Source organism: Legionella sp. ST3F1, from assembly GCF_048553315.1.
In the GTDB taxonomy this organism is placed as follows: Bacteria; Pseudomonadota; Gammaproteobacteria; order Legionellales; family Legionellaceae; genus Tatlockia; species Tatlockia donaldsonii.
In genome coordinates this window covers 38398-53913 of record NZ_JBLZIO010000025.1, presented here as the reverse complement: position 1 = coordinate 53913, position 15516 = coordinate 38398, and the positions used below count along the sequence as shown (strand labels likewise).

The window sequence follows — 15516 nt, the reverse complement described above, 5'->3', positions numbered from 1 at the left end:
TTTGTAGTGGTCCCCCCTGATATAGGTCAAGCTTATCTGTATGCCAGTAGGCGTTTTCCCTTACCCTGGGATTGGAACTGGAATGCCAATACTCTGGCTGCCACGGTGGCAAACGCCTGGGTATTAATGAATAAATTCGATTTTAATCCTTTCCAATACCAGGGTAAATTAAGCGGTGAAAATTATTCTGTCCCCGCTAAGACGGATATAAGAAATGTTGATAACTTCATAGAAGGTGGGGCACTGCCGAAGCGCGTTACTGTGCAGTTTACAGCAGGTGATTTGGGGGCAATCAGTCAGTTAAGCCTAAGTTATAACCTGGATGGTTCTCAAGCCAATTGGTTTGTAGCGTCGACAATAGGGCGGCGCGAAGGCATTGCCTTTTTACCTAAAGGTACTCAGGCTATTGCAATTACCTTTTTTAACGGAGGATGGGCAATGGCTTGTCAGGTAATTCCAGCTTCCAAGATCTGCAAGGATCAAGAATGTGGTGGTGTTAAAACTATTAAAGCACGGTGGAGCTCTGACGGAAAAGGAGAGTGTGATTTAAGTGATTAACTAGTTTGGAGTTAAGTTAATAGTTATTCATGAACTAATTAATTAACCTGAATAGGTGGCGAACCATGATTAGTTAAATCACCTGTATCTGTAACCTTCGCTTTTTCTACTTTCTGCTGCTGGGCAAAAAATTGGAATTTATTTTCGTCACAAGAAACGCCTTCATTTTTAAATAAAATCTCTCTACAAAAATCAGTGAATTTGATGAGTGCAATCCCCATGGAAAGCAATAAACCCACTGACTGATGTTTTTTCTGTGCAATAACCGCTTGGGCTTTCTCTGAAAAAACCATACCATGACTTTGGAGTGTATTGAGTAGTCCTAAATCAGTTTTTTCAATAACGGATAAACTTAATGATACTGTTTGCAGCAGAGCAGGTGACAAGTTTTCTACTAAAATTTGTACCGAAATGGGTTGATTTTTCTTGATTGCTAACAGCAAATAGTCCAATTTTTTTCTATTGTCTAGCGGATTAGCTACAGTATCCACTTTTTCCAAGACCAATCTAAGGCAGGCTGGATCTTTTCCAGCAATTGCTGACATAACTGCGTCCTTATCTTTAGTCTTGGCAAGCAGCGCTCGGGTGACATCACTGTCAGTAAAAGGTTGTCCAAATATATCTGTACTATGTGTTTTAAAAGCATCGATCATTTGTTGTAAAAGTGCGGGATTACCGCCCCTTGCAGCATTATGAAAGATAAATTTGGCATTCACGTCATCTTTTACAAATTTGTCGAAAACCTTTTTTCCACTTTCAGTCTGTATGAAAGCATCAAAGGCTTCTTTTCTTCCACATCGTAATGTGGTTAAAAAGATAATTTGGGTCTGTTCCTTATTTAACTCTGGTAACAATACTGTTAGTGTTGCTGGGTTATTATTTACGGCTGCAATGTGGGCTGCCTGAAAAATGTTGTCTTTATCTTTTTCCAAAACAAGCAGTTGCCTTGCCAGATCAGCATTATCAAAATACCCTGCAAGTTCAATGGTACTCGTAGCTATATCGTCTGCTCTGGCTTTTTGACTCACATTAGTAGTGGTTAAATATTGCTGATAAATTGAATCAACCTTTGGGAAATTGGTTCTTACCGGTTTTTCTGGATGACTAACTACACTCACTAATAAGCCCATTTCCGAGGTACTGTATGTAAAGATATTTTTGCGTAATTCAGTTACCAAATCAGTTTCGTTAGAGAAAAATTTTGGTCCATCCTCATAATTCGGATCGTAGACTTCGTATTGACCGTTGCTTTTGGAAATAGTCACTGTATGGTTGGGACTGCGTACCAACATAACTTCATCATTCTGTAGGTTGATATCTGCAAATATTTTTCTCCAATTAGTATCGTTAGTCACTAAGGGGAGATCAAAGTCTGATTTTAATGGTTTATTGTTAATTTTTTGAGTTTCATAGGCACGGGTTTGGTTGAGTCCCTTGATGTATTTATCAGGCTTAAAGCTGAGAATAACTTCCGCTACAAATTGATTAACAGACTCTTCTTCGTTCTGGCTGATTTTCTTTCCTGCCACATAGTCCATTAATTTCCAAAATTCCCCTTTTTTACCTTCCAGGATATATTTTGCATAGATAATAGCTAATCCATTACAAACGCCGTCAGAATTCATTTTCAAGGGTAGATTATGCCATTGCAGGTACTGATTAAGATTTTCGATCACCTGATTTTGGGAGAGATCCACTGCCATTAAGTCACCTTTAAGCGTTAACCTTCCATGAGCCACCTTAATCCGTATAATCCATATATTAGAGCGTCTGGAGCTCTATAAACAGTTAGTCTAATTTTAGCAGTCGATTATTAAGCTTAAATTAAGTCGTAATGAGAAAGAAACTGAGAAACTAATTGAGGCAATCACATTATAAAATAATACCTAGCACTACCTCACGTTGTTCACTTAGCAGCACGTTGAAAGTACGGCAAGCAGCACCAATAGACATACACTCCAAACCAATCCCCTGATTTGCCAGAGCCTGGATTATAGAGAAAGAAACAAACTCTCCCTGTTTATGGTGGCCGATAATAAGGATTTTCGGTTGATATTTAAGAAGAGGGAGTAATAATTCGTCATTCAATTCATTAACCCGGTGAATTGGCCAGTCAGTTATAATTTCATGGCGATTAACAATGAGACTGGTTTGATAAGAAATTGAGTCAATCTGAATTTCTTTTTCACTATAGGCTTGTACCGCGTGCCGGTCTGTTGTTTCTAAGTTGATATGCATGGTGTTTAATCAAACAAAATAATTTATACTACTGCTCAGTATACCACAGAGGTTAAAAAGATGAGTCAATTTCCACGAATCAAACGTTTGCCGCCCTATGTCTTTAACACATTAACACAGTTGAAGTCTGAGGCGAGGGCGCGTGGAGACGATATCATCGATTTTGGCATGGGTAATCCTGATCAACCAACACCGCAACATATTGTTGATAAATTGATTGAAACAGTAAAGCGTCCTGACACTCACCGCTATTCTATGTCGAAAGGGATTCCCCGATTACGCCGTGCGATGGCATCCTGGTATGAACGCAATTATCAAGTTAGCCTTGATAGTGAAAAGCAGATTGTTACTACAATAGGTTCAAAAGAGGGGTTAGCCCACCTTGCTTTGGCAATTAGTGGCCCAGGCGATACGGTACTGGTTCCTGATCCTGCCTATCCGATTCATACCTATGGCTTTATCATTGCAGGAGCAAATGTTAAGCAAATTCCTCTCATTGATGAAAATCAATTTCTCGAAGCGGTACAGGCTGCTATTGAACAAACCTGGCCAAGGCCCAAAGCCTTGGTTATCAGTTTTCCTGCTAATCCAAGTACCCATTGTGTTGAATATGAGTTTTTTGAACGGGTAGTTGCTTTGGCCAAGCATCATGGCATTTGGATTATTCATGATTTAGCTTATGCTGACATTGTTTTTGATGGTTACAAAGCACCATCGATTTTACAAGTACCAGGTGCAATTGATGTGGCAATTGAAACCTATTCTATGTCGAAATCCTACAATATGCCTGGTTGGCGCGTAGGATTTGCTTGTGGTAATGAGGAGTTAGTAGCTGCCTTAACCCGAATTAAATCTTATCTGGATTATGGAACATTTACCCCCATCCAAGTGGCTGCTATTGCTGCGCTCGAGGGGCCTGATGACTGTGTGCATGAGATTCGAGCTTTGTATGAACAGCGACGGGATGTGTTATGTGAAGGTCTGCAGGATCTTGGCTGGTATGTAGAAAAACCAAAAGCTACCATGTTTGTCTGGGCACCGATTCCTTCTTTTTACAGCGCAATGGGTTCCCTTGAGTTTTCCAAATACCTGCTACAGGAAGCCTGTGTTGCCGTATCTCCTGGCATAGGGTTTGGTGCACAAGGAGACAATTTTGTTCGCTTTGGCTTAATAGAAAATAACCAGAGAACCCGCCAGGCGTTACGCAATTTAAAGGCATTATTTAAACGAGATGGTTACTTGCAGGCAGTTTAGTGATGGATGTGGTTGTTAATAGTGTAAAGGAAGATGCTCCAGATGGGAGTAAACCACTTGTCAGTTATGGACATTATTACCTCAATTTTTTAAGTTGCCTGGGTTATGATCCAATCTATCCTCCTCTGGCTGATTTACTGCGTCTCTCTCACCACTTAGAGGGGAAATGGGTAATCGCATCCCCCATTCATTGGCAAGCAACTCATAATGATGCAATGGTGGTTGCAACTGGTGAAGAGCTGGAGTTAACAGAAGAAGAGTCTCTCTTATGGTTTGCGGAGCTTGAGCAGTTTTTGAAAGAGGATGATTTTTCGCCGGTATATCACGACGCGCAAACTTGGTTATTTAACATTGATTCGAAGCCTGTTTTTAGTAGTAAATCAGTTTACGCAATGCAGCATCAGTCGATGATGCCTGCTCTTGAGGCAATGGATAATACCCTTTTTTGGTTGCGTCTGATCACTGAATTACAAATGTATCTGAGTTCTCATCCCCTGAACCAGCAACGACAGAATAAATTGGCTATTAATGGCTTGTGGTTTTGGGGGCCCGGTGAATTTAAACTCCCCAAAAATAGAAAAATAGCCACCGATGATAAAGTGCTCCTTGTTAATCCTTGTAACCAACTAGAGCAAATTACCCTTTATACGCCAGATTCAGTCATTCAAAAAAATGATTTGTTGCTCTTGAAATACCCGCAGCAATTTAATTTGGCGATGATCGAGGCAAACACCAAAAATATTACCACGCATTGGTTTTGGAATAACATGGCATATACCAAGCAAAAGAGTCGCTGGTGGTCGAGATTATGGAGATAATAGGTTATGCGTATTAAACAACGAGAGGTACCCGACTCTTTACCCATTTTTCCTTCTTGCCCGCCTGTTTTACAACGTATCTACGCCTCTCGTGGAGTAAACTATGAATCCCAATTAGACAAAAGTTTACAAGCTCTGCTGCCGTTTGACGCCTTAACAGATATTGATAAAGCTTGTATTCGTCTTGCTAAGGCCCTGGAGGCGAAAGAACGTATTCTTATTATTGGTGATTTTGATGCAGATGGTGCAACATCCACGACTCTCGCTGTTTCAGCATTACGTGCAATGGGAGCATCTCAGGTTGAGTTTTTAGTTCCTAATCGTTTTGATTTTGGCTATGGCTTAACGCCAGCAATAGTGGAGGTTGCTAAAAAATGGCAGCCACACCTGATAATTACGGTCGATAATGGTATTGCCAGTATTGATGGTGTTGATGCAGCCAATCAAGCGGGTATTGATGTCCTGGTTACCGATCATCACCTGCCTGCTGACATTTTGCCAAAGGCTTGTGCAATCGTAAATCCTAATCAAGTAGGGGATCAATTTCAGAGTAAATCAATTGCCGGTGTTGGTGTTATTTTCTATCTGATGTTGGCTTTAAGACGGCATCTTGTTAATCACGATTGGTTTAATGCCCAAGAACTTACTGCACCCAATATGGCACAATTTCTTGATTTGGTTGCTTTGGGCACCGTTGCGGATGTGGTGGCGCTTGATCAAAACAATCGTATTTTGGTTAATCAAGGTCTGGCACGTATGCGTCAAGGTCTTTGTCGTCCTGGTATTAAGGCTTTAATTGAAATTGCCAATCGTGACTGTTCCCGTTTACGGGAAAGTGATTTGGGTTTTGTCGTTGCGCCAAGATTGAATGCCGCAGGACGACTTGATGATATGTCATTGGGTATTGAGTGTTTGTTGAGTCATGATCTTGATAAAGCACGTCTATTGGCAGAACAATTAGATGAGTTGAATCAAGAGCGGCGAGTGATTGAAGCTGAAATGAAAGAGCAGGCAATGATAGCAGTAGACAAGTTAGCTAAAAAAATGGCTGATACACAACGGTTGCCGCTTGCTTTATGTTTGGTGGATCAGTCTTGGCATCAAGGGGTTATTGGTATTTTGGCAGGGCGCTTAAAAGATCGTTATCACCGGCCAGTCATTGCTTTCGCTGCGGTGAGTGAGAATGAATTGAAAGGTTCGGCAAGATCAGTACCTGGTTTGAACATACGTGATGTTTTGGCTGTTGTTGATAAAGATAGGCCTGGGTTGCTCACTAAATTCGGTGGACATGCTATGGCAGCTGGTTTAAGTATGCATCCTCACGCGTTCGAGGATTTTCAACAGGCTTTTGTTGCTGAAGTTGCCAAACATATTGATATCTCTCAGTGTGAGGGCGAACTCTGGACAGATGGTTCTTTGAATCCTGACGAATTATGTTTGCAAATGGCCTTGCTTTTGCAGCAGGCTGGACCTTGGGGGCAGCAATTTCCTGAGCCTTGCTTTGATAATATTTTTGAAGTCCTTGATCAACGTTTAGTCGGGAAAAATCATTTAAAGTTAGCCTTGGTTCATCCTGATGGTGGAGAGGCTATTGATGCAATTGCTTTTAATGTCGATCTAAATCAATGGCCCAATCACAGAGTTAAAAAAGTACATGCTGCTTATAAGCTGGATATCAATAGTTATCAGGGAAGAACGAAACTCCAGTTAGTCATTGATGCCTTAGAGGCAATTTAAATATTAGGGGCTGCGAAGCGCAAGGAATCAATGTTTTTCAGAAATGTGAAAAGACTCTGCAAAATAGAGTATAATAGTGCCTTAGTTTAATGCTCCGATAATTTGCAGTGCAATCATTACCTAATCCGCCGTTTTCAACAGGGCTTACGAAAAACTCCGATGTCGAGACAAAATTTGATTTTAACAACGAAATCGGCGTTTTGCGCACATCCTTAATTTCGCCGCTTGCTATAGCGCCAATGATTGATTGGACTTACACGCATTTTCGGGTCTTTATGCGTCTTATAGCTCCCCATGCCTTGTTGTATACAGAAATGCAAACCATAGGGGCTGTCACCAATAATCCTGAGCGCGCACTTGCCTTTGATCCTGTGGAACATCCTTTGGCATTACAACTTGGTGGTGCAAATAAGGATGGTTTAGTTCGTTGCGCAAAAATCGCAGAAGAAAAGGGCTTTGCAGAAGTTAATTTAAATTTGGGTTGCCCCAGTGACAAAGTACAGGCAGGCCATTTTGGTGCTTGTTTGATGGCTGAGCCTGAACAAGTAGCTGATTGTCTTTCAGCAATGAAAAAAGTAGTTTCAATTCCGGTGACGGCTAAGACGCGAATCGGAATAGATCAGCAGGATAGCTATGATTTTTTTGCAGCGTTTGCCCACCGATTGATAGATGCTGGTTGTGATAAATTGATTGTGCATGCTCGCAAAGCCTGGCTGCATGGTTTAAATCCCAAGCAAAATCGCACCATTCCTCCTTTGCATTATGACTTTGTTTATAGAATTAAAAAGGAAATACCAGCGATACCTGTCGTTATCAATGGTAATATTAATACAACAAATGAAATTAAAAGCCATTTGCAACAAGTTGACGGGGTGATGTTAGGGCGTTTGGCTTGCCAAAATCCTTATGCATTGGCCGCTATTCATCATCAGCTTTATCCGGAATTACCCCAACCAACACGTTCTGCTATCTGGCATGAATATATTGCCTATATTCGTGGACAATTTGAGCGTGGTGTGCCTTTAACTCTATTACTTAAACCAGTTTTTAATTTGGCTTATGGTTTGCCGCATGCCAAATCCTGGAAAGACAAATTAGTACAAGCACAACAGCTAAAACAAATTGATAAATTAGACGAGTCAGTCGCTATGCTAAGTGAAATGGAAGAGGCCGCAGCTCTGGCTGCGATATAAAAACTCAGCGAATCAAGTTGTATTTATTGTTATTGCCCCCAAATGAACAAGAATAGGATATTCAAACGTTCATTTTGTTTGCAGTGCTGAGCTATTTGGCTGGCATTGTATGGTTTACGTGGCATTTTGGGCAAAATTCTAGTAAATTAAGCGCCTTTAAAGCCGGAATTATCGAGAGGATTATCAGGGCTATGCTGAATACGTTGATGAAAAAAATGTTTGGTAGTCGCAATGAACGTACTTTGCGACGCATGGAAAAAACAGTACAGGTTATTAATGCTTTTGAAGCCCAGATGCAGGTACTTAAGGATGAGGAATTAGCCGCTAAAACAGCCCAATTTAAAGCCCGTTTAGCTGAGGGCGAAACACTGGATGAGTTGTTAGCGGAAGCGTTTGCCGTGGTACGTGAGGTATCAGTACGTACTTTGGGATTAAGACATTTTGATGTGCAATTAATCGGCGGTATGGTGCTGCATGAGGGCAATATTGCAGAAATGCGCACTGGGGAAGGTAAGACACTGGTTGCTACACTCCCTGCTTATTTGAATGCGATTAGTGGGCACGGCGTGCATGTTGTTACAGTTAACGATTACCTTGCCAAGCGTGATAGTCAATGGATGCAGCCTATTTTTGAGTTTTTAGGCTTAACGGTGGGGGTTATTTATCCTGACATGCCACATGATACCAAGCAAGCTGCCTATGGAGCAGATATTGTTTATGGTACTAACAATGAATTTGGGTTTGATTATCTGCGCGACAATATGGCCTTTAGCCTGGCAGATAAAGTTCAGCGTGAATTAAATTTTGCGATTGTTGACGAAGTTGATTCTATTTTGATTGATGAGGCACGTACACCTCTGATTATTTCAGGTGCAGCTGAAGGTAGTTCAGAATTGTATATGAAGGTGAATACATTGATCCCCTTGCTAAAAAAGCAAGAGGAAGAGGGAGACGATGGCGATTACACGATTGATGAGAAACAAAAACAAGCCCATTTGACAGAGCTTGGCCATCAGCATATTGAAGACCTGTTAATGAAAGAAAATTTACTGGATCCAGGCGAAAGCTTGTATCACGCCAGTAATATTATTCTTATGCACCACGTGAATGCGGCACTTAGAGCCCATGCAATGTTTCATCGTGATGTGGATTATATTGTTAAAGACAATCAAGTTGTGATTGTGGATGAGCATACTGGTCGTACTATGGCGGGCCGGCGTTGGTCAGAGGGTTTGCATCAAGCTATTGAAGCCAAAGAAGGTGTCGCTATCCAACAGGAAAATCAAACACTCGCTTCAATAACCTTCCAGAATTATTTCAGATTATACAATAAACTGTCTGGGATGACAGGAACAGCTGATACGGAAGCTTATGAATTCCAACAAATTTATAATCTCGAAGTGGTGGTTATTCCTACGAATAAGCCCATGCGCCGCCATGATCAAGCTGATCTGATTTATCTAAGTCAGCAGGATAAATATCAAGCGATCATTGAAGACGTAAAAGATTGTGTGGCACGTAAGCAACCTGTGTTAGTTGGTACGGCATCCATTGAGGCATCGGAATTGTTAAGCCAGTTGCTAAAAAAAGCGGGTTTAAAACATCAGGTATTAAATGCCAAATTCCACGAAAAAGAGGCGCAGATTATTGCCGAAGCTGGACGCCCTGGTGTTGTAACGATCGCTACTAACATGGCGGGGCGAGGTACGGATATTGTATTAGGGGGCAGCCTTTCTGCGGAGCTGGCAGCTTTATCAGAGGATGCAACAGAGGCTGACCGACAGGCTGTCCGGGCTGATTGGAAAAATCGCCATGAAGCAGTGCTCAAAGCAGGTGGGTTACGTATCATTGGCTCGGAACGCCATGAATCTCGTCGGATTGATAATCAGCTACGTGGTCGTGCTGGGCGACAAGGTGATGAAGGAAGCAGTCGTTTCTACCTATCACTAGATGATAATTTGATGCGTATTTTCGCTTCTGAGCGTGTTGCCGCCATGATGCGTCGTTTGGGTATGAAACCGGGTGAGCCTATCGAACATAGTTTGGTGACTAAAGCGATTGAGAATGCCCAACGTAAATTGGAAGGACATCATTTTGATGTCAGAAAACAGTTGCTTGATTATGACAACGTCGCCAATGAACAAAGAAAAGTCATCTATACTCAACGTGCTGCGATTATGGCAATGACTGATCCACGCGGGGTAGCTGAATCAATGCGGGAAGATGTTATCTATGGCTTGGTTGACAATTTTATACCCCCGCAAAGTTTGGAAGATCAATGGGATCTGAAAGGACTTACACAAGCTCTATCGGAAGATTTCAAGCTGAAGGCAGATGTTGAGCAATGGATAGAAGACGATCATAGTATTCAGCCTGAACAGATTAGAGAAAAAATATTCCAGCTTTGCCTTGAGCAATATCAGGAAAAAGAGAAAATAGCGAGCAGGGAAGTACTGTCTCAGTTTGAAAAGTCGGTCATTTTACAGACGATGGATACCCATTGGCGTGAACATTTAGCCGCAATGGATCATTTACGTCAGGGTATTCATTTGCGGGGTTATGCTCAGAAAGATCCCAAACAAGAGTATAAACGGGAAGCATTCTCTTTGTTTACCATGATGCTTGATAATTTGAAATACGATATTGTTCGTTTACTCTCTTCGGTTGAAGTACAAACAGAAGAAGATGTGAATGCGGTTGAAGAACAACGTCGAGCAGAGCAGATTCGTAAAATGCAGTTTCTGCATGAAGAGGAACAAGCTGAAGCCAGAGAGCAAAATAGTGATACTACCTTTAGGCGAGTTGAGAGAAAAATAGGGCGCAATGATCCTTGTCCTTGTGGTTCTGGCAAAAAATTTAAAAGTTGTCATGGAAGCTTGGCGTGAAGGTAGCCGTTGCCATCATTTTTGATCAGGAACAGCGGGTATTAATTACTCGTAGACCCGTGCATGCTGCTCATGGCGGCATGTGGGAATTTCCTGGTGGGAAGTTAGAAGCGAATGAGTTACCTGAGCAGGCTCTGATTAGGGAAATCAAAGAAGAAGTCGGTATTGATATTCTTGATTATCGTTTTTTGACTGAAGTAACTCATTACTACAATGCCCAAGTAGTTAATTTGCTGGTGTTTATCATCACTGGTTATGAAGGAAAACCCAGCTGTCGTGAATCTCAACTTGACCTGCGCTGGGTTAGTGTTGATGACTTGGATAACTATCAGTTTCCTGAAGCTAATATCCGGATTATTGAATTGATAAAAAAGGACGCTAGGCAGCCAGAAAAATTATTGTAACCTTTATGATAACTCATTTTTTTTGCCGTTCACTCAGTAAAGCAAGTAAGGCACCTGACAATAAGATCAATACACCCAGCGTTTGAATAAAATTGATTGTTTCATTCAAAAGTAAAATACCAAATATAACGACAAAGACTGGTTCCAGGACAGATAGAATCGATGCTTGTACAGAGCTAATATATTTTAACCCTTGTAATAGCAAAACGATGGGTAAAGCGGTACAAATAATCCCAATGCCACAAATATTAAACCAGACGTTTATACCGAGAGGGACTTTGAAGGTATTATCCATTAAAGCTGCTATTAAACAGGCTACCATGCAACCAATCGAGACCATTAAGGTAGCTAACAGAGAGGGTACGGGACTGCTTTTACTGGCTATCAAATAAAGGGCATAGAGAAGCGCCGATAATAAGCTTAAACCAATTCCCGTCACATCAAATTTTATTCCCTCTCCATGCGTGAGAAAGACCAATCCAATGAAGATGATCGTGATTGCCAGATAATAAATTTTGCTGATTTTCTGTTTGTAGAATAAAAAATTGATCAGCATAACGATAGCCGGATAGGTAAAAAAGATAACCATCGACAAGCCGCTACCAATGTATTTAGCCGCGATAAAATAAAAGATAGAACAGGCACCGTAAAATAAGGCACCGGCAGAGGTTACCTTGAAAAGCTCCCAGATACTGGTGGTAGACAGGGCGGTTTTCATGCTGGGAATTAATAGAATAGCAATAAAAAGGCCGGAAACAAGAAAGCGCCAAAATAGCATATTAGAGACTGAAATATCAGCATTAATAACACTAACGCCAAAGTAGCCTATAAGGCCAAAAAAAAGACCAGACAGCGCAGCATAGGCTGCGCCCTTTTTGTTATGTTGCAAGGAGGGTTCTCCCGACAGACGTTTTTTATTGTTGGGGTTCTACCTTTGGTAGTTCTTCACCACCTTGGGGTGCCTCGTTACTCTTATCATCTGTCAACGCAGGTAAAATATCCCGTTTTAGTACGCTTTCCCGATTTGTCTCTGCTTGGCTGAACAACAGAGATTTACCTTTGTATCCGCGATACAGCATAAGAGGTATGAAGGCAAGGGTAATAAATTGTAACACATCTGCAAGAACACGGCGACCGAAGTGTTGATGTTCAAAATGTTCGTGCGCTAAAGTACAGAGTTCCTTCTTTTTAGCCTCACAGGACTTATCTGTTAATAAAGCAGGGATTGCTGCTTTACGGAATTGCCCTAATTGTTCTCTGACTGCTGGTTTACAATCGTAATCATCAACAAAGGTATCAATTTTATTGATAACCGCTGCCATTTTGTTAAGGATTCCCTGTGTCATGAGCGCTTCGTTAATTTCAACGGAACTATATTTATTAATCAGTCCTAAGGCCTTAATTAATTCAGCGTTATCTAGCAGTTCTTTCGTTATAAATTGATCTAAGCCTTTTTCATGCAGTAAATTAACTACCTCGACTGTCGAGCTTGAGGTTAGATAATTTACAGCATCAATCTTTTTAGCGGACAATATTTTAATAAACTGTAATTGCTCTAGCATACCTGAGTATTCTGGGTTGTCTTGTGCCAGGTCCTCAATTGCTTCGATTGCAGGTTGTTTAAAAATATATTCAAAACCGATCGACGTAATACAGTCTTGCAGTTTTTCATTTTTTACAGCTAGATACCTGCCCAGCATAGTAAGCATCGCTGTTGCCTTAGCTTTATCAGCCATATTCATTTCAATAAAAAAGCCGTCATAATGTCCGAAGGCAATACCGTCATGAATAGCGACCATCTCTTTTATTTTTTCGGACTTACCAGCCAAGCCATCCTTTTGAATTTTAAGGGCTTGCATATGCTCTTCTAGCTGTGCACGATCGGTCCATTCTCGATAAGTTCTCGGCAAGGGGGTTTTAAATTCATTGACAAGTGCTTGCTCAGTTTCATCAAATTGGTATTCTGGTTTAAGTTTCCCTGCAAGAGCTTCTCCATGCCCTGTCTCAATTTCATCCACTAATGAATCGATCCTATGCTTTAAGTCAACAACGATATCATTTTCGGCTTGAACTACCACTCTATCTAATCTTGTTGCAATTGCTTTCAAGGCCTGCAATTTACTGTTATGAAACTCGATTGGATCGATTTCATCTTCATTGATTGCATTGAATGCACTATCAAATTCTTCATTGATTTCCGAAACGGCGGTGTGATCTAATCCGTAAGTACCCAAATCAGCGTGCACTTTGTTAAAGACGTCTTTAAATACTTGCTTTTGATTTGCAATACTCTCTTTCAATTCTGCGATTTTGATTACTGTGCAACGTTCTATTGCTTTTTCTACAGTCGATGAAATTTCTACAAATTTAGCTTTTTTCTCTTTTGCTCTTTGTAATACGGGATCGAGATATTCAGGCGAGGTTGCTTGTGCATAAGCTTCTGTAATCAAAGCGTTATCCATGAGTGCAATGGCTTTGCTTTCCTCAATATCAAATTTAAAATTCTGGCCTTCCATTTGCTGGAGAAGCTCATCACGTTTTGCAGTGATTCCTTTTGCAATCTTGCTTATTGCTTGCACCATTGCTGAAGCAAGCCTCTCATTTTGCCCACGTACAGCTCCAGTCAGCTGCTCGTTAATTTCTTTTAATTCAGCCAACTGCTCTTGGTAAAAAAGAATTGGATCTACATCACGACCAGGTTTTTCGGCAGATTTTTCTTCGAATTGGATTGCATAATAATGAATATCGCCCTCTTCATCCCACAAACCATAATCCACTAATTTGCTACGGATACTTTCGTAATAAGGTTTGAAAGTCTCAGATAATAATTGCAACTCTTGCTCCAAAGATGCAACTCTTGCTTGTCGACTACGTGCTATTGCTTTGTCTATTTCTGGTAAAGCAACATTTTTTAAAAGGTCTCGTTTTTTAATAGCCTCTTTGAATTTTCCTTCAAGTACATCAGGAGAGGTTGTTTTCTCGTGGCTTTGTCCAATAAGATAAGAGTCTACTGTTTTAAGAAGAGCGGTTTCTTCTTCCGTAAAAACTAATCCCCTGCCTCTAATACGTTCTATAAGTTGCTTGCGAAGTGATGTAATCTCAGAGGATACTTCTTCAATTTTTGCAACGATTCCTTCCGCTATGAATTCCTGTTCTGCGACCATTGCTTCAGTTAATTTAGGAGCAATCCCTTTTAGTGCAGCCAGTTTTTTCTCAAGGAATTCAACTGGGTCGAGCGCGTCAGTGTTCGCTTGATTTAATTTGTCATTAAATTGCTTTGCTATGGGTGAAATAATACTTAGGTCTAAGCCATAGAGTGCTAATTTTTTACTTTGTATATCATAGTTTTCTTCAAAAACCTGCTTCAAATCAGCAATAGCAGCGTTTAATTGGACTAATTTAGTTTCTCTTTTTTGCTTCAATAGCTCGATTTCAGCTTTAAGTTGTTCAATTGTGTCTTCTAAGGCACGAACATCGTTTTCGCATTCACGTGTTGCTGTTTGGTATTTATCTACCAGATTTTTATTACCTTCCGTGAGGTATCTTTTAATAGCTATTGGAGCTGCTTTTTTTACTAGAGCTCGTATCTGGCTCGCATCGTCTTTAATATCCGCTTGCAAATCAACATGATAGTCAGAAATTACGGTCCCACATAAGCGCCCAATTTCGTCCCACAAGCCGTCCTTCTTCTTTTTTGCTTGTACATAGGCTATGGCTTCAGGTTTAATTAGATTGTACCGTCTCTCTGCTTCTTCTTTATTTGCTCTCAACTGATCAAGAGACATTTCAACAAGAGCGAAAGCTGCTTCAAAAGAAGGTTTTCGGCTTTCTCTAATCATTTTTGCTTGTTGTTCAACAAGATGTTGAAGAGAAGAGGGCGATGCTCCTATTTGTGCTAAAGTTAGCGAAAGCTGTGTATCTGACAAGTAGCTTTCAGGAATAGTAAAGAATAAAGGATAGGGATCACTAGTTACTTCTGCTACGACTGCATTTTTAAAAGCGACGTATAAGGCTGCTTGATCAGCTCCAGCTTTACTAACCGCATTGAGATACGAAATTTTACTATTTATTATCGCACGGTAACTTCCTATTTGTGCTTCGCACTTAGAGTAGGTCTCAGCTATTTTGGAGCTATCATTGGGATTATCATCAGGGAATGTCGAAATTAATTCTAATTTGCTAGTCAAATCAGCTTTTATTCGACGTAACTCTGTAATATGAAGTACTTTCTTATCCAAATCTTTCAATGTGGGGCCCGAGCACTGCGTTTCTAAGTTCTCTATTGCCGCTACCATTTTATTAACTAACGCCTGAAGTGCTTCTTTATTCATAAAAACCCCGTATTCTTGGTAAATTTCTATGCTTCCTGCTGGCATTACCGAATCAATGTGACTATCTGATGTTCATATTTAATAATTGTTAATATAGC

11 protein-coding genes are annotated in these 15516 nt (G+C 40.7%); 7 read left to right on the top strand and 4 right to left on the bottom strand.

The genetic code is table 11. The features are described from left to right. Positions 1 to 558 (top strand): hypothetical protein (locus tag ACN4Z1_RS14565; protein WP_419413461.1); only part of this gene is annotated, 558 nt, incomplete at its 5' end. 38 nt (positions 559 to 596) lie between these two features. Here the strand turns inward: ACN4Z1_RS14565 and ACN4Z1_RS14560 are convergent. Both ACN4Z1_RS14560 and ACN4Z1_RS14555 read right to left on the bottom strand, forming a co-directional pair. Then, positions 597 to 2261 carry a hypothetical protein gene (locus tag ACN4Z1_RS14560; protein WP_228363918.1) on the bottom strand — a complete coding sequence of 555 codons (1665 nt, stop codon included), beginning with the start codon at positions 2259 to 2261 and terminating at the stop codon, positions 597 to 599. Positions 2262 to 2430: 169 nt separating this feature from the next. Then, complete coding sequence (locus ACN4Z1_RS14555; RefSeq protein ID WP_228363919.1) at positions 2431 to 2796, bottom strand: Mth938-like domain-containing protein; 366 nt, start codon at positions 2794 to 2796, stop codon at positions 2431 to 2433. Between the two features lie 60 nt (positions 2797 to 2856). Between ACN4Z1_RS14555 and alaC the strand changes: the two genes are divergently transcribed. The 6 genes from alaC to mutT all read left to right on the top strand — a co-directional run bounded on the left by alaC (position 2857) and on the right by mutT (position 11087). Next, positions 2857 to 4050 (top strand): alanine transaminase, encoded by a 1194-nt coding sequence (gene alaC / locus ACN4Z1_RS14550; protein ID WP_115221382.1) that lies wholly within the window; start codon positions 2857 to 2859, stop codon positions 4048 to 4050. Positions 4051 to 4052: 2 nt separating this feature from the next. Further along, the gene (locus ACN4Z1_RS14545; protein ID WP_419387988.1) at positions 4053 to 4868 is read left to right on the top strand and encodes a hypothetical protein; all 816 of its coding nucleotides are present in this window, start codon (positions 4053 to 4055) and stop codon (positions 4866 to 4868) included. A gap of 6 nt (positions 4869 to 4874) precedes the next feature. After that, positions 4875 to 6605, top strand: coding sequence for a single-stranded-DNA-specific exonuclease RecJ (gene recJ, locus ACN4Z1_RS14540; RefSeq protein ID WP_228363921.1), 1731 nt, complete (start codon positions 4875 to 4877; stop codon positions 6603 to 6605). 239 nt (positions 6606 to 6844) lie between these two features. Then, positions 6845 to 7798 carry a tRNA dihydrouridine(20/20a) synthase DusA gene (gene dusA / locus ACN4Z1_RS14535; protein ID WP_370634566.1) on the top strand — a complete coding sequence of 318 codons (954 nt, stop codon included), beginning with the start codon at positions 6845 to 6847 and terminating at the stop codon, positions 7796 to 7798. Between the two features lie 191 nt (positions 7799 to 7989). Further along, positions 7990 to 10683, top strand: a complete 2694-nt coding sequence (gene secA / locus ACN4Z1_RS14530; RefSeq protein WP_228363922.1) for a preprotein translocase subunit SecA — start codon at positions 7990 to 7992, stop codon at positions 10681 to 10683. Continuing rightward, positions 10680 to 11087 carry an 8-oxo-dGTP diphosphatase MutT gene (gene mutT / locus ACN4Z1_RS14525; protein WP_228363923.1) on the top strand — a complete coding sequence of 136 codons (408 nt, stop codon included), beginning with the start codon at positions 10680 to 10682 and terminating at the stop codon, positions 11085 to 11087. The genes secA and mutT overlap by 4 nt, the downstream gene beginning before the upstream one ends. Positions 11088 to 11100: 13 nt before the next feature. Here the strand turns inward: mutT and ACN4Z1_RS14520 are convergent, their stop codons facing one another. Both ACN4Z1_RS14520 and ACN4Z1_RS14515 read right to left on the bottom strand, forming a co-directional pair. Continuing rightward, positions 11101 to 11976: a DMT family transporter gene (locus tag ACN4Z1_RS14520; RefSeq protein WP_228363924.1), complete on the bottom strand. Its 876-nt coding sequence runs from the start codon at positions 11974 to 11976 to the stop codon at positions 11101 to 11103. Positions 11977 to 12001: 25 nt separating this feature from the next. Next, positions 12002 to 15463 (bottom strand): hypothetical protein, encoded by a 3462-nt coding sequence (locus tag ACN4Z1_RS14515; RefSeq protein ID WP_419387987.1) that lies wholly within the window; start codon positions 15461 to 15463, stop codon positions 12002 to 12004. Positions 15464 to 15516: the final 53 nt, after the last annotated feature.

Bases quoted from the DNA above. Each gene is read 5' to 3' on its own strand.
- ACN4Z1_RS14560 (WP_228363918.1), bottom strand. From the start codon at position 2,261: ATGGCAGTGGATCTCTCCCAAAATCAGGTGATCGAAAATCTTAATCAG.
- ACN4Z1_RS14555 (WP_228363919.1), bottom strand. From the start codon at position 2,796: ATGCATATCAACTTAGAAACAACAGACCGGCACGCGGTACAAGCCTAT.
- alaC (WP_115221382.1), top strand. From the start codon at position 2,857: ATGAGTCAATTTCCACGAATCAAACGTTTGCCGCCCTATGTCTTTAAC.
- ACN4Z1_RS14545 (WP_419387988.1), top strand. From the start codon at position 4,053: ATGGATGTGGTTGTTAATAGTGTAAAGGAAGATGCTCCAGATGGGAGT.
- recJ (WP_228363921.1), top strand. From the start codon at position 4,875: ATGCGTATTAAACAACGAGAGGTACCCGACTCTTTACCCATTTTTCCT.
- dusA (WP_370634566.1), top strand. From the start codon at position 6,845: ATGATTGATTGGACTTACACGCATTTTCGGGTCTTTATGCGTCTTATA.
- secA (WP_228363922.1), top strand. From the start codon at position 7,990: ATGCTGAATACGTTGATGAAAAAAATGTTTGGTAGTCGCAATGAACGT.
- ACN4Z1_RS14515 (WP_419387987.1), bottom strand. From the start codon at position 15,463: ATGCCAGCAGGAAGCATAGAAATTTACCAAGAATACGGGGTTTTTATG.